At 46.0% G+C, this 24,159-nt stretch carries 23 protein-coding genes and 1 riboswitch; of the genes, 5 read left to right on the top strand and 18 right to left on the bottom strand.

Annotated features, from left to right (window positions below):
• Nucleotides 1-97: 97 nt before the first annotated feature.
• The 12 genes from V7728_RS04110 to V7728_RS04050 all read right to left on the bottom strand — a co-directional run bounded on the left by V7728_RS04110 (nucleotide 98) and on the right by V7728_RS04050 (nucleotide 11,543).
• Nucleotides 98-2,038: an FtsX-like permease family protein gene (locus tag V7728_RS04110; RefSeq protein ID WP_099567026.1), complete on the bottom strand. Its 1,941-nt coding sequence runs from the start codon at nucleotides 2,036-2,038 to the stop codon at nucleotides 98-100.
• On the bottom strand, nucleotides 2,035-2,790 hold the full coding sequence (locus V7728_RS04105) for an ABC transporter ATP-binding protein (RefSeq protein ID WP_007408812.1): 756 nt from the start codon (nucleotides 2,788-2,790) through the stop codon (nucleotides 2,035-2,037). The genes V7728_RS04110 and V7728_RS04105 overlap by 4 nt, the downstream gene beginning before the upstream one ends.
• 103 nt (nucleotides 2,791-2,893) lie before the next feature.
• Nucleotides 2,894-3,898, bottom strand: a complete 1,005-nt coding sequence (locus V7728_RS04100) for a sensor histidine kinase (RefSeq protein WP_099567027.1) — start codon at nucleotides 3,896-3,898, stop codon at nucleotides 2,894-2,896.
• Nucleotides 3,891-4,586, bottom strand: coding sequence for a response regulator transcription factor (locus V7728_RS04095; RefSeq protein WP_014305616.1), 696 nt, complete (start codon nucleotides 4,584-4,586; stop codon nucleotides 3,891-3,893). The genes V7728_RS04100 and V7728_RS04095 overlap by 8 nt, the downstream gene beginning before the upstream one ends.
• A gap of 63 nt (nucleotides 4,587-4,649) precedes the next feature.
• Nucleotides 4,650-5,960: an ABC transporter permease gene (locus V7728_RS04090; protein ID WP_015240422.1), complete on the bottom strand. Its 1,311-nt coding sequence runs from the start codon at nucleotides 5,958-5,960 to the stop codon at nucleotides 4,650-4,652.
• Complete coding sequence (locus V7728_RS04085; protein ID WP_007408816.1) at nucleotides 5,950-6,645, bottom strand: ABC transporter ATP-binding protein; 696 nt, start codon at nucleotides 6,643-6,645, stop codon at nucleotides 5,950-5,952. The genes V7728_RS04090 and V7728_RS04085 overlap by 11 nt, the downstream gene beginning before the upstream one ends.
• A 15-nt stretch (nucleotides 6,646-6,660) precedes the next feature.
• Nucleotides 6,661-7,641 (bottom strand): ABC transporter permease ytrC, encoded by a 981-nt coding sequence (locus V7728_RS04080; RefSeq protein ID WP_038459571.1) that lies wholly within the window; start codon nucleotides 7,639-7,641, stop codon nucleotides 6,661-6,663.
• Nucleotides 7,642-7,677: 36 nt separating this feature from the next.
• A complete protein-coding gene (locus V7728_RS04075) occupies nucleotides 7,678-8,664 on the bottom strand; it encodes an ABC transporter permease (RefSeq protein ID WP_061581840.1) in 987 nt (328 codons plus the stop codon).
• A 15-nt stretch (nucleotides 8,665-8,679) separates the two neighbouring features.
• Nucleotides 8,680-9,666, bottom strand: coding sequence for an ABC transporter permease subunit (locus V7728_RS04070; RefSeq protein ID WP_061581839.1), 987 nt, complete (start codon nucleotides 9,664-9,666; stop codon nucleotides 8,680-8,682).
• Entirely contained in the window at nucleotides 9,660-10,538 is an 879-nt protein-coding gene (locus tag V7728_RS04065; RefSeq protein WP_007613240.1) for an ABC transporter ATP-binding protein, read from the bottom strand. Before V7728_RS04065 ends, V7728_RS04070 begins: the two co-directional genes overlap by 7 nt.
• Nucleotides 10,531-10,923 (bottom strand): GntR family transcriptional regulator YtrA, encoded by a 393-nt coding sequence (gene ytrA / locus V7728_RS04060; RefSeq protein ID WP_003152275.1) that lies wholly within the window; start codon nucleotides 10,921-10,923, stop codon nucleotides 10,531-10,533. The genes V7728_RS04065 and ytrA overlap by 8 nt, the downstream gene beginning before the upstream one ends.
• Nucleotides 10,924-11,270: 347 nt before the next feature.
• Nucleotides 11,271-11,543 carry a YtzC family protein gene (locus V7728_RS04050; RefSeq protein ID WP_003152272.1) on the bottom strand — a complete coding sequence of 91 codons (273 nt, stop codon included), beginning with the start codon at nucleotides 11,541-11,543 and terminating at the stop codon, nucleotides 11,271-11,273.
• 237 nt (nucleotides 11,544-11,780) lie between these two features.
• On the opposite strand from V7728_RS04050, the gene V7728_RS04045 reads away from it, so the two are divergent.
• From V7728_RS04045 to V7728_RS04035, 3 genes are all read left to right on the top strand, one after another.
• Nucleotides 11,781-12,749, top strand: coding sequence for a TIGR01212 family radical SAM protein (locus tag V7728_RS04045; RefSeq protein ID WP_007408822.1), 969 nt, complete (start codon nucleotides 11,781-11,783; stop codon nucleotides 12,747-12,749).
• A complete protein-coding gene (locus tag V7728_RS04040; RefSeq protein WP_003152267.1) occupies nucleotides 12,746-13,327 on the top strand; it encodes a tRNA (mnm(5)s(2)U34)-methyltransferase in 582 nt (193 codons plus the stop codon). The genes V7728_RS04045 and V7728_RS04040 overlap by 4 nt, the downstream gene beginning before the upstream one ends.
• 122 nt (nucleotides 13,328-13,449) lie before the next feature.
• Complete coding sequence (locus tag V7728_RS04035; RefSeq protein WP_003152265.1) at nucleotides 13,450-13,644, top strand: hypothetical protein; 195 nt, start codon at nucleotides 13,450-13,452, stop codon at nucleotides 13,642-13,644.
• Nucleotides 13,645-13,661: 17 nt separating this feature from the next.
• Here V7728_RS04035 and V7728_RS04030 read toward each other — a convergent pair whose 3' ends face one another.
• From V7728_RS04030 to V7728_RS04020, 3 genes are all read right to left on the bottom strand, one after another.
• Complete coding sequence (locus V7728_RS04030; RefSeq protein ID WP_099567028.1) at nucleotides 13,662-14,471, bottom strand: glycerophosphodiester phosphodiesterase family protein; 810 nt, start codon at nucleotides 14,469-14,471, stop codon at nucleotides 13,662-13,664.
• Between the two features lie 110 nt (nucleotides 14,472-14,581).
• Complete coding sequence (locus tag V7728_RS04025) at nucleotides 14,582-15,661, bottom strand: tetraprenyl-beta-curcumene synthase family protein (protein WP_025285155.1); 1,080 nt, start codon at nucleotides 15,659-15,661, stop codon at nucleotides 14,582-14,584.
• 20 nt (nucleotides 15,662-15,681) lie between these two features.
• Nucleotides 15,682-16,461, bottom strand: coding sequence for an alpha/beta hydrolase (locus V7728_RS04020; protein ID WP_085342271.1), 780 nt, complete (start codon nucleotides 16,459-16,461; stop codon nucleotides 15,682-15,684).
• 46 nt (nucleotides 16,462-16,507) lie between these two features.
• Between V7728_RS04020 and V7728_RS04015 the strand changes: the two genes are divergently transcribed.
• Nucleotides 16,508-17,023, top strand: coding sequence for a gamma carbonic anhydrase (locus V7728_RS04015; protein WP_099567286.1), 516 nt, complete (start codon nucleotides 16,508-16,510; stop codon nucleotides 17,021-17,023).
• Nucleotides 17,024-17,197: 174 nt separating this feature from the next.
• On the opposite strand, the gene alaP is transcribed toward V7728_RS04015, so the two are convergent.
• The 3 genes from alaP to metK form a co-directional block, all read right to left on the bottom strand.
• Nucleotides 17,198-18,601, bottom strand: coding sequence for an alanine permease AlaP (gene alaP / locus V7728_RS04010; protein WP_099567029.1), 1,404 nt, complete (start codon nucleotides 18,599-18,601; stop codon nucleotides 17,198-17,200).
• A gap of 205 nt (nucleotides 18,602-18,806) precedes the next feature.
• Complete coding sequence (gene asnB / locus V7728_RS04005) at nucleotides 18,807-20,705, bottom strand: asparagine synthase (glutamine-hydrolyzing) (RefSeq protein WP_003152255.1); 1,899 nt, start codon at nucleotides 20,703-20,705, stop codon at nucleotides 18,807-18,809.
• Between the two features lie 143 nt (nucleotides 20,706-20,848).
• On the bottom strand, nucleotides 20,849-22,051 hold the full coding sequence (gene metK / locus V7728_RS04000) for a methionine adenosyltransferase (protein WP_003152253.1): 1,203 nt from the start codon (nucleotides 22,049-22,051) through the stop codon (nucleotides 20,849-20,851).
• A gap of 169 nt (nucleotides 22,052-22,220) precedes the next feature.
• A riboswitch (SAM riboswitch) is annotated at nucleotides 22,221-22,360 on the bottom strand.
• Between the two features lie 197 nt (nucleotides 22,361-22,557).
• Here metK and pckA point away from each other — a divergent pair.
• Nucleotides 22,558-24,141: a phosphoenolpyruvate carboxykinase (ATP) gene (gene pckA, locus V7728_RS03995; RefSeq protein ID WP_025285157.1), complete on the top strand. Its 1,584-nt coding sequence runs from the start codon at nucleotides 22,558-22,560 to the stop codon at nucleotides 24,139-24,141.
• Nucleotides 24,142-24,159 lie beyond the last annotated feature (18 nt).

Raw genomic sequence — 24,159 nt, 5'->3', positions numbered from 1 at the left:
CCGCGCGAAAAAATGACGTATGTCTATTCTTTTAAAAATCGCTTTCTTCTATTCATACAAAAAAGCCTCCGCTTATGCGGAGGCTCCTCAACTTGTTTTACAAGGCGGATTGAATGACCTTTTTATAGTATAGCACCGACAGCATGCCGAAGATGGAGTACAGCAGCGTATACAGCGCCATGACGATGATCATCGGCGTCCACACTTCCGTTCCGAATAAAAACCATCCTGACTGAACGGCAAAATAGCTGTGGAACAGCCCGAGAACGAGCGGGATGCCGAAATGATACGCCTGCTTCCGGCGGATGCCTTTCAGCAGATCCCCCGTTGTGAAGCCGAGCTTCCGCAATATCGTGTAATCAGCCTTCTCATCCTCACACTCGCCCATTTGTTTAAAATAAAGGATACAGCCTGAGGTGATCAGAAAGGTTAACCCCAAAAAGCCGACAATAAACATGATCAGCCCCATGTTTTTCTTTTGGGTGTCAGCCGTTTCAAATTGTGAAAGCGCGCCGTCAGAATAGTGCTGCGCCTGAAACAGACCATCAGCTTTTTGGATGTCCTCTTCACGTTTGAGTGTAATGCCGAAAAACCGATTTGATTTTCCCTGAATGGACGGGTCGATATCTTTCTCGATCCGATCAAATACCTGCTGCGTGACGATAACGGTCGGCAGCCCTCCGCTTGTAAATGTATATGACAGGAGGAAGTCGTTCTTCAAGCCCTTATACGTCAGCGGTATTTTATCCGTTTTTCCGTTTATATCAATGGAACCTGACGTTTTCAGGTCGAGAAATCTTTTCATCATATCATTATATCCGGTAAACACGGCTTCTCCGTCAGAAAGCTCCGTCCCTTCTGCGTCTTTCTCGCTTATAATCGGCAGCGCCAAGCTGGACGGGTCTTGTTGAAAGCTTTTCATATCGCCGTTTATGATGTTCTTCATATTGACACCGGCTTGAATGGTCTTGATTGTTTTCACTTTGTGTTCAATTCCGTTTTTCTTCAATAAAGCGGTAAATGAGTCAGTCTCCTTTTGGTTATCAAACGCAAAGTCCGCGGCTGTATTTTGCTCAGCCGATTTTTCCGCGGAATAGTACGAGATATAGCTTAAAGACAGCAAACCGATTGCCAGCGCCGAAAGAGTCGTAATAATCGTCAGCAGGACGGCGTTTGACTTCATCCGGAACATGATGGATGACAAAGACAGCACTTCACTGACATTCAGATACCCGCCTTTTGATTTCCGGATGAGATTTGCCAGAAAGCTGACCGAACCTTTATAAAACAGATAGGTTCCGATAATGACCGAGCCGAGAATAAACACCATGGCCGAAAACAGTTCATTCATGCTCGTAAAACTGCCTCCGAATAAATCCGCGGACACGGCATAGCCGGCGATAATGGCCGCAATACCGACAACGCCGATCGACATCTGCACCCAAGAAAGCCGTCTTATGCCGCTTTCTGACGATGACGCGGTTTTAAATAAAGACAAAATGCTTTGCCGTTTAATAAATAAGTAATTCATCATCATAATCAGCACGTAAATCGCCCCGAACACAATTAACGTCTGAACGAGCGCCTTGCTTGAAAAAAACAGTGAGACAGAGGCTTTCACACCGACTGTATGAAACAGCATCATCATACATAATTTCGAGAGAGAAAAGCCGGCAAAAATACCGATCCAAATCGATCCGAAATACAAAATGAAATTTTCTGTGCTGAGTATGCGGAAAATGTGCATTTTCGTCATGCCGATTAATCGGAATAAGCCGATTTCCCGGCCGCGCCGTTTAATAAAAATAGTGTTGGCGTATAAAAGAAATACCGACACGATCGCCACAAGCAGTACAGAGGCGGCCCGGATTGCCGCCGCTCCTTTTATGGAGCTTTTCATTTCATCAAGCGCCGGATCGTATTGCATCGTGACAAACGCGAAATAAAGGGCGGCGCTGAACACCAGCGCAAAAACGTAAAGGTAATAGTTTTTCAAATTCTTTTTCAGGTTCTGGAAGATCAAATGATGAATACTCATGCCTGAACCCCGCCCAATACACTTTGCGTTTTCATAATATCCTGAAAAAAGTCCGGTCTGTCCTGGCCGCCTTTATTCAGCTGTGTATACACACGGCCGTCTTTAATGAAAACCACACGTCCGGAATAGCTGGCGGCAACCGGATCATGCGTCACCATCACAATGGTGGCGCGGCGTTTTTGATTCAGACGGCTGAGTTTATTCAGTAAATCCATGGCAGCCTTTGAATCGAGCGCTCCGGTCGGCTCATCAGCAAAAATAATGCCCGGCTCGTGAATAACAGCTCTTGCGGCAGACGTCCGCTGTTTTTGCCCGCCGGAAATTTCACTCGGATACTTATGTCTCAAATCATAGATCCCAAGCTCCTCTGCCGTCTCGGCAAATCGCAGGTCCGCCTCTTTCTTAGACATTTTCGTAATGGATAACGGCAGGAGTATGTTTTCTTTCACGGTCAGGGTATCCAATAAATTATAATCCTGAAAAATAAAGCCGAGATGCCGTTTTCTGAATTCGGCAAGCTGTTTTTCTTTCATGGATGTAATCTCCGTCTCATTCAGTTTAATGGTGCCCGCGCTCACTTTATCAATGGAGGAAAGCACATTCAAAAGGGTCGTTTTCCCTGATCCCGAAGGGCCCATAATGCTGACGAATTCCCCTTTGTGAATCTGAAGATCAATTCCTTTCAGCACCTCTTGTTTATTCAGCTTGTTTCCGTAGCTTTTTTGGATATTGCCTGCTTCTAAAATCATCACGTTCTGATTCTCCTTTTACATTGGTTATCTCTATTTTAAAAAACAGAAGCCGTTTTTTTCGTTTGATTAAGCGAACAAAAGAGAAAAGCATGTGACACTTTTGTCACACGCTGAACATGCTGACGGCATCGTTCTGTTTCGGAAACACCAAGGTAAAAACCGTGCCGCTTTCCGGCTCAGAGCGCACGCTGATCTGGATAAGAAGCGGTGCCGCGGCTTTTTGAGCCAAATACAGGCCCATCCCCGTTGACGCGTGATCACGCCTCATTCGCGTCGAGGTAAATCCCTTTTCAAAAATGCGCGGAAGATCTTTGGGCTCGATGCCGATGCCGCGGTCTTCGATATCCACATGCACCCGCCCGTTTTGTTCATAGCTTTTTACGGTAATGTCATCCGCCTCACTGTATTTGACGGCATTGCTTAACAGCTGCCTGATGATGAAGGAAAGCCATTTTCCGTCACTGTGAACGTCTGGTGAATCAAGCTGAATGTCAAACCCGATCCCTTTTTGTATACACCATGATTGCAGATTTTTAATTTCTTTGAAAACGAGCGGCCTGAGCTGAATGCGCTGGAATGATAAATCATTTTCAATAAAGGACAATCGTTTCTGATGAAGCTGCTGGTCCAGAAGATGGTGAATCCGCAGCCATTCATACAGCAAAGGGGCTTTCAGCGGCTGTTCATCAAGACGCTCAATCATGAGATGCATCGCTGTCATCGGTGTTTTGACCTCGTGAATCCATGACATCAGATCGTCCTTTTCATGCTCTGAAGCCGCCTGAAGGTGAAGTGAGCTTTTTCTTAACTGCTCTGTCTGCCCTTCAATGCTTTCTTCAACGATAGACTCAAACGGACTTTCAGGCGCTTTCAGATAAGACATGTCTAAATTGGCGTCCCACTCTCTTAAGCTTTTATAATAGGCGGTCTCTTTACGATAGCGGAACAAGAGAAATACAAGAAACACAAGAAGCGATAGGTAAACGAAATACAGCACTGAAAGAAACGGAATAGACGGATCAATATATGCCGCAAAAAGGAGCACAGCCTGCTGCAAAAGAAACATCGCGATCCAGCTCTTTCTTTCGAGCAGAAATGATTTAATCATAAAGACCGTCTTCTTCCTTTGCGATGTATCCCTGCCCCACCTTGGTTTCAATCATTTTCCCGATGCCTAATTGATCGAGTTTTTTCCGCAGCCGGTTGACATTCACCGTCAGCGTATTATCACTGACGAAACGCTCATCATTCCATAGGCTTCTGATGAGTTCTTCCCGGCTGACGATTTTATTTTTCTGCTCAGCCAGCAGTTTTAAGATCAGCATTTCGTTTTTGGTCAGCTCGACCGAACCGTTTTTACGGCTGACCGTGTTGGTTTCTGTGTCAATGACCGCCCCGCACCATCTTTTCATCAGTGCCGGTTCTGTGCCGTATTGATGCACACGGCGGAACACCGCCTGTATTTTCGCGATTAACACATCAAAGTGAAAAGGCTTCTGAATAAAATCATCTGCCCCGAGCTGCATCGACATGACCATATCCGCGGGATGATCGCGCGAGGACAAAAAGAGAATCGGCACGTTTGATTGGGAGCGTATCATTCTGCACCAATGAAAGCCGTCAAATTTCGGCAGCTGTACATCAATGATCACCAAATCAGGCTTGATTTCGGTAAACTCCCGGATGACCCGGCTGAAATCTTTTATTCCGTGCACCGCAAATGACCAGCCCGTTAATCTCTCTTTCATCTCATGAAACAAAGTGTTATCATCTTCTATTAACAAAATGTGAAACATGGTATCCGCCCTTTTCTGATAGATAGAGGAAAAACCGGCTGATGTCCAGCCGGCTTTTTTCCTTTACAGTTCTCTTCTTAATGCAGTCAGAACGTTGGTTTTTGTCGCTTTGCGGGCCGGATTCATACCGGAAATCACCGCGACCCCCGCACAAATGACAACTGCAATCACAACGAGGCTGAGCGGGATATAGGAGAAGGTATAATGAAGATCTTCGGCTCCGGTATTTCCCCCTACCGCTTTCAAGATAACCGGCACAGCCAGATTGACGGCAAAACTCACTCCGTAAGAAATGATAATCCCGATGACAGAACCTAATATCCCGATATAGGCGCTTTCCATCAGGAACATTCTGCGGATGATGGACGGGCTTGCGCCGATCGCTTTCATAATCCCGATTTCCTGCGTTCGTTCCGTCACCGCCATCGTCATCGTATTGAAAATACCGATGGCAGAAATCACGACGGCGATAAAGCCGACAAAGATCAGGCCGATTTTAAAGACGAGGAAAAAGGTGTTGACGCCCTTCAGCTCGGTTGTGACAGATCTGACATAAAAGCCGTCATCCGTGAGGTCATGGGTAAGCTGATCGACATGATCGAATTTGTCCGCATACACATTGATGCTTTTTTCCGCATTTCCATTCTTCAGATCCAAGAATGTTGAGAAGTCCTTCTTGAATTGGTCACTCACAAAAATATTTGTATCCTCCATCCAATCTTGGGACGGTTTTTTTGTAATTCCGACTACTTTAAAGTCGTACGTTTTCGTTTTCTCAACGTCTCCGTCTTTGTTAGTTTTGGAGATGCTCAGCTGTATCGTTTTATTAAGCAGGTCTTTCGTATAGCCTTTTGGTTTTTTCACCTCCGACATGTCGCCTTGGTGATCATTTAACTCTTTGTCGTAAGCGTCAGCCTCTTTTTTCGTCAATAGGTTCTTCGCAAAATCATAGCCGACCACGATTTCATTCTCTGTGCGGGCGACTCTTCCCTGATCAAGCTCCATATTGGCTTTGACTTCATCGTTCATGTTTGTCAGCACAATGGCTGAATCTTCATTTGTTCGGTTTCCCAATGACGCTTTGTTCGGTTCATACACTTGTGTTCTTTCAACGACAGACTTGACATTTTTATACTTTTCCAAGTCTGACTTCTTCACGGCTTTTCCGTTCTCTTGGCCGAGCACATTGATTTCCGTAACAATCTGCTGGCTCATGGTAATGTCTGTAATCGTTTTTTGGATGCCGAATCCGACGGAAGCCAGCACCACTAAAAACGCGCACGCCATTGTCGTCGCCAGCACCGTCATGAAAACACGCAGCCGGTTTTTCTTCATATTTCTTCTGATAAAGTGAATCTGATCCTTAAATCTCAACAGTAACGCCCCCTTTTAATACACCGTCATGCAGCTGGAATTTTGAATGCGCGATCGAAGCGACTTCATCGTCATGCGTAATGATGACAAATGTAATCCCGCGCTCCCGGTTCAGCTGCTGAATTAATGCAAGCACCTCAAGTTCCGTTTCTGAATCAAGGCTTCCCGTCGGCTCATCAGCTAAAATAATTGACGGATTTAAAATCAGGGCTCTTGCAATACTGACACGCTGCTGCTGGCCGCCTGACAGCTCATTCGGATAATGATTCGCATGATTCTCAAGTCCGACCCGTTTCAGCATGTCCGCGACTTTCTGCTTGCGTTCAGACGGTTTGACGCCTTTTAAGGCAAGCGGCATTTCAACATTTTCATAGGTTGTCAGACTCGGAATGAGCTGAAAGCTTTGAAAAATAAAGCCGAAATGCCCGAGGCGGAACTGCGCCCACTCTTTTTCACTGAAGCCCGTCACATCAGTGCCGTTAATGACGATACGGCCCTTCGTCGGCGCTATGTATCCGGATATTAAATTCAGAAGCGTTGATTTTCCGGAACCGCTCCGACCGACGATACAGGCAATTTCCCCTTTTTCAACGGTCAAAGAGACATCCTTCAATACCGGAACCTCACTCTCTCTGCCTTTCCTGCCGATTTTAAATGAATGATCAATATGCTGTACTTCTATCACGTACACCACTCCCCCTTATATCTGTTTCGTTTTTTTATAGATGAAGTAATAACTGATGAAAAACCCGATAACCGCGCCGATAAGCATGCCGAATATGTAACCGGTATACGAACCGTTATAAGCATATCCGCATACCCCCGCACTTCCCAGCATACTGAGCGACATGACGAGCAATTGAATGATGCGTTCAATGTGTTTGCTTAGGATAAAATGTCCGCTTCGTTCACTCGGCATTTTCAGGAAATTCACATAACCGAATAGATAGAAACAACATCCCATTAATGCGGAAATTAACAATGCGTGTTTCATGTAATACATCCATGATGTATGGATGTAAGCGGCAGGCATGAAATAGATCAGAAATCCGCTCCAAGGGAAATCAATATCCGGCACAGCCTGCCTGCCAAAAAGGAACTCAGCGTTTAACAGGTAAATCGTCATAACCACGATCGGAAAGACGGAAACCGTGAACGCTGTGATCAGCTGCGCCGCTAAATTGCCCGTTATCGTGCCGGCAGCTGTCACTAATGCATAAATCATCAAGCTGATGACCAGCATCCCTGCGCTGAACGATTGAAAATGATGGACAGCGTCAGGATTAAGCGCTAGAAACAATATGTCAGATACTCCGTAAGAAACAAACTGCGAGCCGGCTAACACGGCTGCTCCCAAGAAAAACTTCGTATGAAATATCCGGCTTCTCGAATACGGAAGACTCAGTGTAAACATCCTTTCAGCCCGGCCTCCTCTTATCAGAAAAAGCCCCATCATAACCGGAGGAATGAAATGCAGCCCGATCAAATTCCGATTGCTGTAATCAATACTGAACGTACAAACTGAACCTGAATATTGATGAAGCGCACTCAAACAATCCTTATAGTGAAAATACTCATTTATAATTGCCAAAGGGCCTAAAATAGCTAAGAACCCCGCTGTAAGAAGCAGCAGCATCTGCCGCTGCTTCCATTCTTTATAAAGCAAACCGCTAATCGGCACCTTGCCTTCCTCCAAACTGCTCATTTTCAAACAGATCTACATATGCTTTGACTTCCTGTAAACCGTAAAATAACTGATGAAAAACCCGATAACCGCGCCGAAGATAATGCCGGCTAAATAGCCGAACATCGTGTCTGTGACCCCATATCCGAAAACGCCGAAACCCATAACAGCAAAGGCAATCACCAAGATCTGCACCGGACGGTCCAACTTACTCCAAAGAAAGAATCTGCCGTTCCGTTCATTCGGGTGTTTCAGAAAGCTGACATAACCGATCAGATAAAAGACAAGGCTCATCACAATCGGAATGATTAAAACCAAATCCCTTTCTCTGATCCAGTCGTTAAACACATATCCAATAGGGGTTACAAATATAAAAAGACGGGATTCGATATAACTGCTGATAAAAGAAAATTGACTTCCCACACTAATATCGAAAACGACCTCCAAATTCGCGGCCGGCAGACCGATGAGTAAAAAGGGCAGAACCGTGACGGTAAACGCCGTTAACAGCTGGGCGAATATCTGTCCCGTTAATGCGCCGGATGCCATTAACAAGGCGTAAGCCATAAAACTGATGACAATCATTCCGATTGAAAAATGATCAAAATCGTACGTATGGCTCGGTTTCAGCAAAGATATCAGCAATGACGCCGCTCCATAGCCTATCGCCTGAGGAACAACAATGACTGCTGCGCCGAGCCAGAATTTCGTCTGAAAGATTTGGCCTCTGCTGTAAGGCATGCTTAACAAGGCATCCATCGTTCCCTTTGTCCGTTCCAAGCCTAATAAGAAGACAGCAATGATGACACTTACACTCCAGCTGAAGGAAAGAGGCGACCCATTCGTATAATTGACAACGAATTCACAATCTTGAAGAGCTGGGTTATTCAAACATTCTTGATATGTTGAGTAGTTGTTATAAACCATAAAAGGGTTTGCCGCCATTAAAAGAATGCCGCTGCATAAAAACAACCACTGATTTTTCTTCCATTCTGTGTACAACAATCCCCGCGGTATCATTCCGGTCCTCCTCTCTTACACATGCTTCGTTTTTTTATAAATCACAAAATAACTGACCAAAAATCCGACCGCTCCCCCGACAATCATCCCGGCCACATACCCTGTCATCGTATGTCCCGTCGAGTACCCCGCCAGGCCAAAACCGAGAACGGCGATTATAATCACCACAATCTGAATGGGCCGGTCAAGCTGTCTCCAGAGAAAAAAACGGCCGTTCCGTTCCACCGGCTGCCTGACATAGCAAAAGTACCCAATGGCATAAAATAGAATGCTCATCACTGCCGGGATGAGTAATATATACTTGCTGGCAGATACCCAATCTGTATCAATGTACATGATCGGATTCAAGTATTGAAAAAGATTGTTTACTTTAAGATAAGCCTCGACTGACGGCATCAGCTCATACATGCTGACTCCGAAGATGACTTCTACATTGGACAGGGGCAGCGTAATAATCAGGTAAGGCGCTATCGACACGGCAAACGCCGTTAACAGCTGGGCGAACGTATTCCCCGTTAAGCAGCCTGCGCTCGCGACCAATGTAAAAGCCAAAACACTCACAATAATCTCTCCGACGCTGTAATGGTGGAAGAAATATACGCGCTCAGGCTTTAACAGAAGAATGAGCAGTTCAGCCAGCCCGTAGCCGATGATTTGGAATCCGGCAATGACCGCCGCCCCGAGCCAAAATTTAGTGTGAAACACCTGAGCGCGGGAATAAGGCAGACTGAAAAGCGTATCAATCGTACCTTTCGTACGCTCCAGTCCGAATAAGCAAACCGCCAAAATGACAGCGGGCGCCCAGTTCAAGTTCAGCATTCCGCTATCCAAAGAATTCACATAAAAGTTACAATATGCTTCCGGGGTGTCCAGACAGCCTTGATAGACCAGATAGGTATTTAACACTTCAAACGGATTGACCGCGGCTAAAAAAAGGCCGACCATCACAAGAACAGTTCGATTCTGCACCCATTCCCTGTACAGCAATCCCCTGTCTACCATCTTCGGTTCCCTCCAAACTTCGCGATGAAGACTTCTTCTAAGTTCACAGGAAGCTCGTTCCATACTTTCGGCTGCAGCTCTTGCAGAAAGTTCTTTTTCTTCTCATCGTTCTTTTGAATCAGCACCGTATAAAACACACCGGCATGGTCGAGAATCGGTATGTTTTGTTCTCTGATCTTCAAGGCGACGTTTTCTTCAAATGCCATTTGGATTTTCATGTACTCTTCCTTCATATCATCCAAGTCCATCACATTCGTCAGCTGATTTCCTTCCAAAAACCCGATCCGGTTGCACATTCGCTCAATATCTTCTAAACGGTGTGAGGTAATCAGAATGCTCGTTTCCCGTTCAGCCACTTCATCCACCATAAGCTGAAGCACATCATGACGCGTTACGGCGTCAATTCCGTCCGTCGGTTCATCCAAAAGAATAAGTGCCGGGCGTGAAGCAAAGGCAAGGACGAGCGCAAGCTGTTTTTTCAGGCCTGTCGATAATTCACGGTATTTCTTCGTTTCCGGAATGCCGTACCTGTTCATCAGCTCATTGGCGTAAGTCACATCAAAATTCGGATAGATTCTGCTTACAATCGCAACAAGCTGTTTATATGTATACTTGTCATAAAAAGGATTTTCAACAGGCATATAAATGATGTTCTGTTTTACTTTCGGATGCCGCTTTATTTCCACCTGATTAAATAAAACCGTCCCTTGATCCGGCAGCAGAATCTGTTGAATGAGCCGGAGCAGTGTTGTTTTCCCTGATCCGTTTCGCCCGAGCAGCCCGAAAATTTCCCCTTTTCCGATGGTGAGCGAAATATCCTTGAGCACTTCTTTACCGTCTATCGTTTTTGAGAGATTCCGCAATTCAATCATGATCCTTGCCTCCTTTCACATCAGCGCTGATTTCCTTTATCCATTCCTGCAGCTTCTCCAGCTCAACTCCCGCGTAATGGGCATCGATGATGAGCTGTTTCAATTGCTCTTTTATCATCGTCATCTTCCCTTCAACCAATGTCGTTTTTGCATTCTCCGATATATACGTTCCTCTTCCCCTCAGCGTTTCAATGACACCATCGCGTTCGAGCTCCTTGTACGCTTTGCTGACTGTGTTCGGATTGGCGATAATGATCGTTGCCAATTCCCTGACAGAAGGAAGTTTATCCCCCGGCTTCATGATCCCTTTTAAACAAAGCTCTTTCAGTTGCTGTATGATCTGCTCATAAATCGGAGTTGAGCTTCTCGGATCGATTTGAATCATTTACTTCCCTTCTTTCTTTTACGAGCTGCTCTCTTTCTTTAAATGTTCTGCCATTGAAAACCGATGACGACAAGAACGACAAACAGACTGCTTGCCAAAACCGAGGCGGCGATAATAAGAGGCACATCTTGTTTTACGGATCTTTTGTTTTTCATGAAAGTTCCCCTTCCCTATGGTTAACATTTATATGTCGATTTCATTTTTCGAGTGTTTTATGTGTATTACATCAAGTAGTACACGTAATACAATAAACACACTCCGCCCTATTGTCAATTCTTTTTTTAAAAAAATACAAAAAAACCCGCCGGGATTCCGGCAGGTTTGCTGAACCATTTGAAACGGCGCGGTCAGTAATCAAAATTACGCTGCAAAATCATATTGTTTTGCAAGGTCTGCAGCTGCAATCTCATTCGGTAAAGCTGCTCTCTTTGCTGATCATTCGCAGATAATGACAGCTTGTTTAATTCATTCACCGCGTTTTCAAGCATCATTTGCGCTTCACTGTACTCATTATCATTATAATGCTCTTGTTTCGAAGCGGTCATAAATTGCTCATTCGCAAATTCATACGCCTGTTCGCTTCTTTGGAGATGTTCATCTACTGATTGTCTTGTTGCCAACGAAACCCCTCCTCAGTGAATGGGAAATCAAACTTAGTTTGAGCGGACCAAAAATAATAACACCCGAAGGTTGCAGGAAAGAGAACCAAATTTTCCGCGTTTAAGCTAAAAGAATGAGAATCCTGCCCGCAGTCATAATAAACAAAAGAAAGCCGCATCCTGTTTTCAGATTGTGAACCCCCATCATTCATGCTACAATTTTAGGATGCATCTGATGTGAGGGAGGCTTTTTGAACATTGAACGAGAATAACCCTTTTCCTTATTCAAATACGGAAAAACGGTACCATACATTAAATTATCATCTGCGGGAGCATTTCGGGCATAAAGTGTTTAAAGTCGCGCTTGACGGCGGTTTTGACTGCCCGAATCGGGACGGCACGGTTGCACACGGAGGCTGTACATTCTGCAGCGCGGCGGGCTCCGGCGATTTTGCCGGCAATCGGGCCGATGACTTACTCACGCAATTTCACGATATCAAAAACCGCATGCACGAAAAGTGGAAAGACGGCAAATATATCGCATATTTCCAAGCGTTCACGAATACGCATGCTCCGGTAGAGGAGCTGCGAGAAAAATTCGAATCCGTCCTCAAGCTTGACGGCGTTGTCGGCATGTCGATCGCGACCCGTCCGGACTGTCTTCCGGACGATGTCGTGGAATATTTGGCCGAACTGAATGAGCGGACCTATTTGTGGGTTGAACTCGGACTGCAGACCGTGCATGAGCGGACTGCCCTTCTGATCAACCGCGCCCATGATTTTGACTGCTATGTTGAGGGTGTCAATAAACTGAGAAAACACGGCATCCGCGTTTGTTCCCATATCATTAACGGGCTTCCGCTTGAAAACAGGGACATGATGATGGAGACGGCCAAAGCCGTCGCTGATTTGGATGTCCAAGGCATTAAAATTCACCTGCTTCACTTATTAAAAGGCACACCGATGGTGAAGCAATATGAAAAAGGAAAGCTGGAGTTCCTTTCTCAAGAAGAATATGTAAGTCTTGTATGTGATCAGCTCGAAATCATTCCCCCGGAAATGATCGTTCACCGCATTACGGGAGACGGGCCGATCGAATTAATGGTCGGACCGATGTGGAGCGTCAATAAGTGGGAAGTACTGGGCGCCATTCAAAAAGAGCTGGAAACACGGGGAAGCTATCAAGGAAAGCTCTTCAGAAAGATCGGGGAGGAGACCGCCCTATGACCTTGATGCACATCCTCCCTTTCAGTAAAGAATTGCTGAAGTCCGCCGCACAGGAAGGTGATATCACGGTTGACGCGACGATGGGCAACGGACATGATACATATTTCCTGGCCGGCCTTGTCGGTGAGACAGGACATGTCCATGCCTTTGATATTCAAGCGGACGCACTCGCTAAAACGAAGGAGCGGCTCGGTGCCGACTTCAGTCCGCGCGTCACGCTTCACCATAAGAGCCATGATCAAATAAAGGCATCGCTGCCTGAGGATGCGCACGGTCGTGTGGCTTGCGCCGTGTTTAATCTCGGCTATCTGCCCGGCGGCGATAAAAGCATTACGACAAACGGCCACTCAACCATTTCCGCGATCGAACAGCTCCTTGAACTGCTGAAGGAGAACGGGCTGATCGTTCTCGTTGTGTACCACGGGCATCCTGAAGGCAAGACGGAAAAAAGTGCATTACTGGAGTACTGCAGCAATCTTGATCAGGAAAAAGCGCGCGTGCTGAGCTACGGCTTTCTCAACCAGCGAAACGACCCTCCGTTTATTATAGCGATTGAAAAGAAATCTGCCGGCAAATAAAGAATCGGCCTGTCATAAGCGGGCCGATTCTTTTTGTGTTTACTTTTCAAGAAAAATCAATTACTATGAAATAATGGAAAAAAGCACATCTTTTAAGTGTAACATCTGGGAGGAGCGGCAGTTTGAATATTCTTCGCATCATATTTTCAAGTGTTCCCTATGTGATGTTCGTCATCATTTTATCAAGACATTTAGGATTTGAGTTCGCAAAAACCTATTACTGGTGGTTTGCTGCATTTTTTGTCATCGGGCTGATCGGCAAATTCGCAATGCACCTTGCGGCAAAAAAGAAACCGTTAAAAAAAGAGACAGCGTAAAATGCGCATGTCTCTTTTTATTTACTGTTTTGCAGCACGCTGCGTGTATAAGCGGGATTGTTCGTAAAGACACCATCTGCTTTTTGTTTCAGCATAATAGGCGTCAGCGTATGCTCGTCTTCCTTATCAAAAAACACGTGCACTTTCATCTTATTGTGATGAATGCGCTTCACGACTGCTTCATTTGCCAATTTGGCGTTGAGCCCGACTGTATCAGCATACGTTCTGATGGTTTGCAGCTGCTTATCATTTATCTCCTCAGCCTCGTTATCTTTTAATAATCGAACAAGAGGAACTTTTTTATCCATAGATCGAACTTTCTTTAAGCTCTTCCCGCTAAAAGACTCAATGACTGCTTTATGGCTGGAAATCAGCTTATGTTTTTGTAATATGTCAATCAGTTTCTTTTCCATCACCAGGCTGCCGTTGCTTTCTCTTGTCTCAATATAGTAATTGGCAGTTTGTCCGAATTTCTGTATGATTTCTTCTAATGTTAAAATCTTTTCTCCTTTTCCCGCATTCAGTTTCTTAATCTGAGCCAAAGACAGATCATCTGTCATCCCTTTACCATCTGTTGTCCGATCTACCGTTTTATCGTGAATTCCAATCAGACGGCCGTCCTTCGTCTCCCGTAAGTCTATCTCAATATAATCTGCTTTGTCTTTAATGGCACGCGCATAAGACAAAGCTGTATGTTCCGGCTCAATCGCAGAAGAGCCCCTGTGCGCTATCAAGACAGGATGATAGCCGGCGGAAGCATGGATGACGGAGCAGCCTCCGGAAATGGAAAGTAATGCTATGGCCGCTAAATACTTTAATTTTTTCATAAAATTAAAGTATCATATTCTGCAGGCGCAAACAATGTTTCATTTCATACTTCACGTCATAAATAAAAAACTGCGCCGTCGTGATTTACACGAGAGGCGCAGTTCACCCATTACGAACTTTTCGTCCAAGCCATCTTCTGAAATTTGCGGTAGGCTCTTCCGTTGATATAAAAGAAAAATGACGTTTTTCCGCTTGCCCTGATCAGCTTTCGCGCGAGGCGGCCCATTTCTTTTTGGCCGGCGACTTTGTCATCGGATAAATAGACGCCGAGCAGCCCTCTGTTGATCAGCCGGTGAAAATTTTCATGCGGAATGCCTTGCAAATGTTCATCCGCTTTTTCAATAAAATGCTGCAGTCTCTGCATCATTTCTTCATGAGACTGATAATACGTACAGAAATTCAGATCGCCTTCAAGCAGATCCTCTTCCTGGTCAATTAAATAATCAAGCAGTATATGCAGCCCTTGTATGTACGGAAAATAACTGCTGCGGATTTTCTCAGCGGTATGTTCGTTAAAATCAGGCTGGAATGAGTAAGCAACGAGACAGAAAATGCCTAACGTCGATCCGGCGCAAGCCGAGAACTCAAACCACTCCATTTCCGGAAGCTGTGACCGGTACTGCTCAAACCAGCCTTTAAGCCTCGGAACGCGTTCATGCTCAACGACATGCTTATGAACCTGAAGATCGCAATAATAATCACACAGCTCAAGCAAATAAGGTTTAATGATACCGTAATGTTCTATTGACCCGAGCACCCGCTGGCATGTTCTGACCAGCTCATGAAGATAACCGCCGTCATCCCGCTCGTCTCTGTACTGATAGTACGGCCGCACCTCGGCACCGACCGTCAGCGCGTCACGCATGGAGAGATGAAGCATGCGGAAGTCCTCGGGATCAAGCGAGGTGCTGCGGTCGCACAGATTGTCCAGATAATCACTGATTGTCTGATACGCGATGATAAATTGCACGCATTTCTGTTTCTGCTCTCCCGAAAGCAGGGCTAAAATGCCGCCGCCTTCACAATGAAACGACTTATCGCGGATACTTGCGGCCGCCTGCTGCCGCAGTTCGGTATTTTTAATGGAATCTGATTTTTCCCGCCACATGTTCAATTCCTGATGAACGAGCGGAAAAATTTCCCGATACACTTTTGCCATAAGGTTAAAAGGATGTTCCGGTACTGTCAACATATGCACCCCCAGCGAATTCAAATATACTGATCTGTAAAGACTTTTGCCGCCTTAAACACAGTTTCTCTTTCCGGTTCATTAAAAATTTCATGATAAAGCCCTTCCCATTCCCGGTACGATTTATTATGGGAAGCCACACCGGAAAACCATTTGCGGACCTTCATTTTATCGACGATTTTGTCATCTCCGCCCTGCATAAGCAAAAGCGGCACCTTTAAAAACGCATCAGTCGGCACCATAGCGGCATCAATGGTTTTTAAAAGCTCTCTGTACCATCTTACGGATACCTTCGTGACATATAAAGAATCGTTTTGATCCGCTTCAATCATATCCGCATTCCTCGTTGCCATATCAGGTGATAAGCCGGAATCCACTCTGAGGGACGGAGCGAGGACGTTCAGTCCTTTAGACGCAAAATCAAGGACTTTATTGACTTTTATTTGCAGACCCAGACAAGGTGATGATAAAATGAGTGCCGTAATGCGGGGATTTCTCTGCTGCTTAAACCATTCTATCGCAATCAGTCCGCCCATGCTGTGGCCCAAAAGGAAAACGGGCGCTTCAAGCGTTCTCGCTTTATCAATCCATATATCTACTTCATCAATGTATTCTTGGAAAGAGCGAATATGCCCTCTGGCGCGGGTCGACGTTCCCTGACCGGGCAAATCGCCCATCACCACGTTATATCCGGAAGATCTCCACATTTCAACGAGCCATTTATAACGTCCGTGGTATTCGCTTGCCCCGTGGATAATGACAATGGTACCGACGGGCCTGTCTGCTTTCCAAGTCCACATGCAGTTCACCTCTTACATAAATTTAGAGAAAGAAGGATGAGACATGATAATCTACCCTTATAAACAATTTACGCCTGACATACATTCTGAAGCGTTCATTGCGGATAACGCCGTCATTACGGGCGACGTCGTGATCGGAGAACAATCAAGCATTTGGTTCTCAGCCGTCATCCGGGGGGATGTTGCGCCGACAAGGATCGGAAAAAGAGTCAGCATACAAGACTTGAGCTGTCTGCATCAAAGTCCGAACCGCCCGCTTCTTATTGAAGATGACGTCACGATCGGCCATCAGGTTACACTGCACAGCGCAATCATCAAAAAGAATGCTTTAATCGGTATGGGCTCCGTCATTCTTGACGGGGCGGAAATCGGAGAAGGCGCGTTTATCGGCGCCGGAAGTCTCGTTCCTCCGGGCAAAACCATTCCTCCCGGCTGTCTTGCGTTCGGCCGGCCCGCAAAGGTTATCCGCCGGCTGACAGAAGAAGACATACGGGACATGGAAAGAATCAGAACGGAATATGTTGAAAAAGGCCGATACTATAAAACACTGCAAGAGAAATAAAAAAGATCAGCTTTGTTTTATTACTGTACCATTTTTCAAAATATTATTTAAGTAAAAACCATTTGCATTCTCCCGATTGTCAGGAAACAGAAGCAAAATGTTCAGGAATTTGTTTTATTCTTCCCCGCCGGCCCGATCCTATGAAAAAAAGAGCCCATGTCCCGGGCTCTTTTTTTACGCTTTTTCGGCGAATGTCTGTCCGTTTTCCAGACCTATGTCTTTTCTTTTATGGAAACCTTTCCCGTAATAGGCGGCTAATAATATGCCGAACCAGACAGGCCCGATGATGACGGCCACCCGGGTCTCTGCATTAAAAGCCATCAGCACAACGACAAAAGCGAGAAATGCCAATGAGATATATGAGGAAAAGGGGTATAAAGGCATTTTATATTTCAGTTTTTTCCGTTGTTCTTGCTGTAAGCTTTTCCGGTATTTCATTTGGGAAAGCAAAATAATCGACCATGTCCAAATCGCACCGAACGTCGCAATGCTCGTCACCCACGTAAACACTTTCGCCGGCACCACGTAGTTCAGCAAAACGCCGATGCATAACGCGCCCGCTGAAACCAATACCGCTTTTCCCGGCACACCGCCTTTTGTGACCGTACCGTATGCTTTAGGCGCTTCATTTTGTTCCGCCAGATTGAACAGCATGCGCCCCGTGCTGAAGATCCCGCTGTTGCAGGAAGAAAGGGCCGCCGTCAATACGACAAAATTAATGATTCCGGCTGCAGCAGGTATTCCGATTTTTTCAAATGTCAAAACAAACGGGCTTCCGCCTGAACCGATTTCCTGCCACGGATAAATTGACATAATGACAAACAAAGCTCCGACGTAAAAAATGAGAATGCGCCAAAAAACAGTATCTATGGCACGCGCCAGTGATTTTTCAGGATTTTTGACCTCACCGGCTGTGACACCGATCAGCTCAATCCCGAGATAGGCAAACATGACCATTTGAAGCGACAGCAGCACCCCTTTAATCCCATTCGGGAAAAAGCCGCCGTGGCTCCATAAATTGCTGATTCCGAGCGCAACGCCTCCGTTTCCGAGACCGAATACGATCATCACCAGACCGATCGCGATCATTGACAGAATCGCCAAGACTTTAATGAGCGCAAACCAGAATTCAAGCTCACCGTACGCTTTGACCGCCAGAAAGTTGACAGCCGTCATAATGACGAGTGCACAAAGCGCCCAGATCCATGACGGCACGTCAGGGAACCAGTAGCCCATATAAATGCCGACCGCGGTGATTTCGGCCATGCAGGTAACAACCCATAAAAACCAATAATTCCAGCCTGTTAAAAACCCGGCAAGCGGACCGAGGTAATCTCTGGCATACCGGCTGAATGAGCCGGCTACAGGCTTTTGAATCGCCATTTCCCCTAATGCCCGCATAATAAAAAACATAATCAGTCCGCTGCAGGCGTAAGCGGCTAAAATCCCCGGCCCGGCAAGCTTTATGGCAGAAGCCGACCCGAGAAACAGCCCGACTCCTATCGCGGCGCCCAACGACATAAGCGAGATATGCCGCTCTTCCAAGCCGCGGTGAAGCGTTTTTTCTTTGTTTTGCATAACTCTCCCTCCCCCTGATTTTGACAAAGAAACAACAAACCGAGACGAAATAGCCAGAAAACACTTTCCGGAATCTACCCGATTAGTCCTATTATAACCTTTTTCTGAATATTGCGTAATACTTTGTCGAAAACAGAGCGGAATAGACGGTTTACAAAAAAAACAATAGAAAAAAGGCTTTCGATAACATCGAAAGCCTTTTGGATTAAACGAAAATGACTTCTTTCGGCTGATGATTCAGCTCTTCCGGCACCAGTCTTTTTTCAACATTGATGCTGTGCCAGATCATAAAGATCAGCACGGTCCAGATTTTGCGGCTGTTGTCCGCTCTGTCGGCACAATGATCTTCCAGAAGCTGAAGGACATAATCCTTTTCAATATAAGCATCTGTTTCACTTTCACGAATGATGTTGCGAACCCATTCGTTCATCTCATTTTTCAGCCAGTGGCGGATCGGCACAGGGAAGCCGAGTTTTTTGCGATTAAGCACATGATCAGGCACTACCCCTTCAGCAGCTTTGCGCAGAAGGTATTTCGTCGTGCCGTTTTTCGTTTTCAGTTCATCCGGAATTTTAGAAGCCACGTCAAACACGACTTTATCAAGGAACGGCACGCGCAGTTCCAATGAGTTGGCCATCGTCATTTTGTCAGCCTTTAACAGGATGTCGCCGCGCATCCACGTATGGATGTCAACATACTGCATTTTATTAATGTCGCTGTATGAACGGCTTTCCGTAAAGTACGGCTTCGTGACATCACGGTATGAAAGCTCTGGATTGTAATGTTTGAGCAGCTGTTTTTTCACGGGCTCTTCAAAAATCTTCGCATTACCGATATAGCGCTCCTCAAGCGGTGTGCAGCCGCGGACTAAGAGGCTTTTCCCTCTCATTCCTTCAGGCATGACGGACGCCACATGAAGAAGCATTTTTTTCAGACCGGACGGAATGCGTTCAAACGGTTTAAGCGAAAGCGGTTCGCGGTAAATATTGTACCCGCCGAACAGCTCGTCCGCGCCTTCCCCGGATAACGCGACCGTTACATGTTTTTTCGCTTCTTTCGCGACAAAGTACAAAGGAATCGCCGCCGGATCTGCAAGCGGGTCATCAAAGTGCCAGACGATTTTCGGAAGCTCGTTCATATACTCCTCAGGAGAAATGACTTTGCTGATGTTTTCAATCCCGAGCGCGGCAGCCGTTTCCTTCGCTACGTCAACCTCACTGAAGCCCTGCTGCTCAAAACCGACGGAAAATGTTTTGAGGCTCGGGTGAAATTCTTTCGCAACTGAGACGATAAAAGAAGAGTCGATACCGCCGGATAGAAACGAACCGACAGGAACGTCACTTCTCATGTGAACTTTGACAGAGTCAAAGATTGCGTCTCTGACTTCTTTCACCAATTTATCTTCATCAGACTGAACAGGCTTAAAGTTCGCTTTGAAATATGTTTTAAACGCGATGTCGCCTTCCGGGCGGATCGTAAACTGGCTGCCCGGCTCAACTTTTTTCACTTCAGCGTCAAGCGTGCTCGGTTCAGGAACGAATTGGAAAGACATATATTGCTGTAAAGAAGCTGTATCAAGATCAATGCCGTTTTGAGCGGCCATTAAACTTTTTCTTTCAGATGCAAAATATACTTTGTCCCCGATGGTTGTGTAATACAGCGGTTTAATTCCGAACGGGTCTCTCGCGCCGTACATGACGCGGTCAGCTTTGTTCCAGATTAAAAACGCAAACATTCCGCGAAGCTTTGAAGCAGCTTCTTCTTTATAATGACGGTATGTCGCAAGGAGCACTTCGGTATCGGAATCTGTATTGAAAGTGTAGCCTTTCGCTTCAAGCTCTTCTCTCAATTCAATGTAGTTATAGATTTCGCCGTTAAAAATGATCCAATATTTTTCGTCTTCATATGATAAAGGCTGTCCGCCGTTTTCTACGTCAATAATACTGAGCCGTCTGAAGCCGAATCCGACGTGCTCGTCATGATAATACCCATCGCTGTCAGGACCGCGGTGAACGATCATTTGGTTCATTTGTTTGATTAGCTCTTCTTGATCTGCGGTTTGAGTTAATGGATGCTTATTAAAAACACCGACAAATCCACACATAGTATAGCCTCCATAAGTGTAATTTTCTAATTGGACCCCCTTTTTATAGACGCTTTGTTACGCCATTGGTTTCACGCTATGTAAAAAATAAGCATGGCAGCATCTACAAAAAGGGAAAGCCGCTTAAGTAAGCGGCTATAAAATTATTCTCCTAGTGCTTCTTTGCGAAGCGCATCCGCCTTGTCAGTACGCTCCCAAGGAAGATCCACATCATGACGTCCGAAGTGGCCGTAAGCAGCTGTCTGCTTATAGATCGGGCGGCGCAGATCAAGCATTTTAATAATGCCGGCTGGTCTCAGGTCGAAGTTATTCCGTACGACTTCGATCAGTTTTTCTTCAGAAGCTTTTCCTGTATCAAATGTATTGATGGAAATAGAAACAGGCTGTGCCACGCCGATTGCGTATGCAAGCTGCACTTCACAAGAATCAGCAAGACCTGCTGCCACGATGTTTTTCGCTACGTATCTCGCAGCGTATGCCGCAGAACGGTCTACCTTCGTCGCATCCTTACCGGAGAATGCGCCGCCGCCGTGGCGTGCATATCCGCCGTATGTGTCAACGATGATTTTACGGCCGGTCAGACCCGCATCACCTTGAGGTCCGCCGATTACGAAACGTCCCGTAGGGTTGATGAAGTATTTTGTTTCTTCATCGATCAGTTCCTCAGGCACGACAGGATTAATGACATGCTCTTTCAGATTGCGCTGAATCTGCTCCAGCGTAATTTCCGGGTGGTGCTGAGTTGAAATGACGATCGCGTCGATGCGGACCGGCTTGTTGTTTTCATCATATTCAACGGTAACTTGCGTTTTGCCGTCAGGGCGAAGGTACGGAAGAATGTCTTCTTTGCGGACTTCGCTCAAACGGCGGGCTAATTTATGCGCCAAAGAGATCGGAAGCGGCATAAGCTCTTTCGTTTCGTTACACGCATAACCGAACATCAGGCCTTGGTCTCCCGCTCCGATTGCTTCGATTTCAGCATCGCTCATTGTGCCTTCACGCGCTTCAAGAGCCTGATCGACACCCATTGCGATATCCGCAGACTGTTCATCAATTGATGTTAAAACAGCGCAAGTCTCCGCATCAAATCCATATTTGGCGCGTGTGTAGCCGATTTCTTTAATCGTTTCACGGACTGTTTTCGGAATGTCAACGTATGTTGATGTAGTAATCTCTCCGCTTACCAGCACAAGTCCTGTCGTTACAGATGTTTCGCAGGCCACGCGCGCGTTCGGGTCATTTTTTAAAATCTCATCTAAGATACTGTCAGAAATTTGGTCACAGATTTTGTCCGGATGACCCTCAGTAACAGATTCAGATGTAAATAGTCGACGGTTTTTACTCATTCACTTTTCCTCCTGAAAAAAGATCTTTTGCAAGACCTTTTCATATGATACGGAACTCGCTCCCTCTTAATACAATGTCATACTATATCAGAGAATGTTAATTGGCATATTTTATGAAATAAAAAAACCTTTTCCACTCGAGGAAAGGGTTTGGTCTGTGTGCCTTTCACTCTTATCGCTCAAGGAAAATATTAAACCTTGCATCAGGTTAGCACCTTGGTTTCCCACAGTGTTTTCACCTGCTTTTTTACAGAGAAACCGGTTGCTGGGCTTCATCGGGCCTGTCCCTCCGCCAGCTCGGGATAAGAGTATCCGCTCAATGAAATATCTTATCGTAAAAGGGCGGAAAGTGTCAATATGAATTAAAGCGATTACGCGCCTTTATTTCGGGAAGCAATGGAAAAACACAAACAAAAAACCGCAAATAGTATAGACTATTTTCAGATATATGTTATACTAATTCCACATTCAGCGAAATACAAATAAACCGGCAAAGGAAGGTTTTTATGAAATTAGTTGATTTAACCGCAGATCTTCAAGCATTACTTGCAAGTCCGAATGTGCATCATAATTTATCAGCTCCAAAACTTACCGAAAAAGTGATCAGCCGAAATGAAGGAACGCTGACATCAACGGGCGCCGTACGCGCCACCACCGGCGCATATACAGGCCGGTCACCTAAAGATAAATTTATCGTCCGTGAACAAAGCACAGAAAATCAAATTGATTGGGGCGCGGTGAATCAGCCCATTTCTGAAGAGGCGTTTGAAAAGCTGTACGCCAAAGTCGTCAGCTACTTAAAACAGCGGGATGAACTGTTTGTATTTGAAGGATTCGCGGGAGCGGATGAAAAATACAGACTCCCGATTACGGTCGTAAATGAATTTGCGTGGCACAATTTATTCGCGCGCCAGCTGTTTATCAGACCGGAGACGGATGAAAGAGACACGCAAGCGCAGCCTTTCACCATTCTCTCAGCTCCGCATTTTAAAGCAGATCCGGAGACGGACGGCACGCATTCGGAAACATTTATCATTGTCTCTTTCGAAAAGCGCGTCATTTTAATCGGCGGCACCGAATACGCCGGAGAAATGAAAAAATCAATATTCTCCATTATGAACTTCCTGCTTCCGCAGCAGGATATACTGCCGATGCACTGCTCAGCCAATGTCGGTGAAAAAGGCGATGTCGCCCTGTTTTTCGGCCTTTCCGGCACAGGGAAAACGACGCTTTCAGCCGATGCGGACCGCAAACTGATCGGCGATGACGAGCACGGCTGGTCAGATTCCGGCGTTTTCAACATTGAAGGCGGATGTTACGCTAAATGTATCAATCTCAGCGAGGAAAAAGAACCGCAGATTTTTCGTGCGATCCGCTTCGGGTCTGTTCTTGAGAATGTCGTGCTTGATGAAAAAACGGGTGAAGCGGATTACGACAATTCCTTCTACACGGAAAACACAAGAGCCGCATATCCGATTGAGATGATCGGCAATATCGTGCAGCCGAGCATTGCCGGCCATCCGCAGGCGATCGTCTTTTTAACGGCGGACGCATTCGGCGTGCTTCCTCCGATCAGCAAACTGACGAAGGAACAGGCGATGTATCACTTCTTAAGCGGGTACACCAGTAAACTCGCGGGAACCGAGCGCGGCGTGACATCTCCGCAAACGACTTTCTCGACGTGCTTCGGTTCACCGTTCCTTCCGCTTCCGGCGCATGTATATGCCGAAATGCTCGGGCATAAAATCGACGAACACGGCGTTCAAGTCTTCCTGGTCAACACAGGCTGGACCGGCGGAGGGTACGGAGTCGGAGAACGGATGAAACTTTCGTATACAAGAGCGATGGTCAAGGCCGCTATTGAAGGCAGACTGAACCAGACTGACATGGCGGCAGACAGCATTTTCGGCCTGCGCAGTCCCGTTCATGTTCCGGGCGTTCCGGATGAAGTTCTTCAGCCTGAAAACACATGGAGCGATAAACAAGCATACAACGAAAAAGCGCTGTTTTTAGCCAATGAGTTTAAAGAAAACTTTAAAAAGTTTTCCCATGCAGACTCGATTGCCAAAGCCGGCGGACCTCTCGTGTAATCAAAAAAGCCAAGGGCG

The organism is Bacillus sp. JHAA (assembly GCF_036961585.1).
GTDB lineage: Bacteria > Bacillota > Bacilli > Bacillales > Bacillaceae > Bacillus > Bacillus velezensis.
Note: the sequence above shows the minus strand (reverse complement) of the source record. Positions and strands in the feature narration are given on the sequence as shown.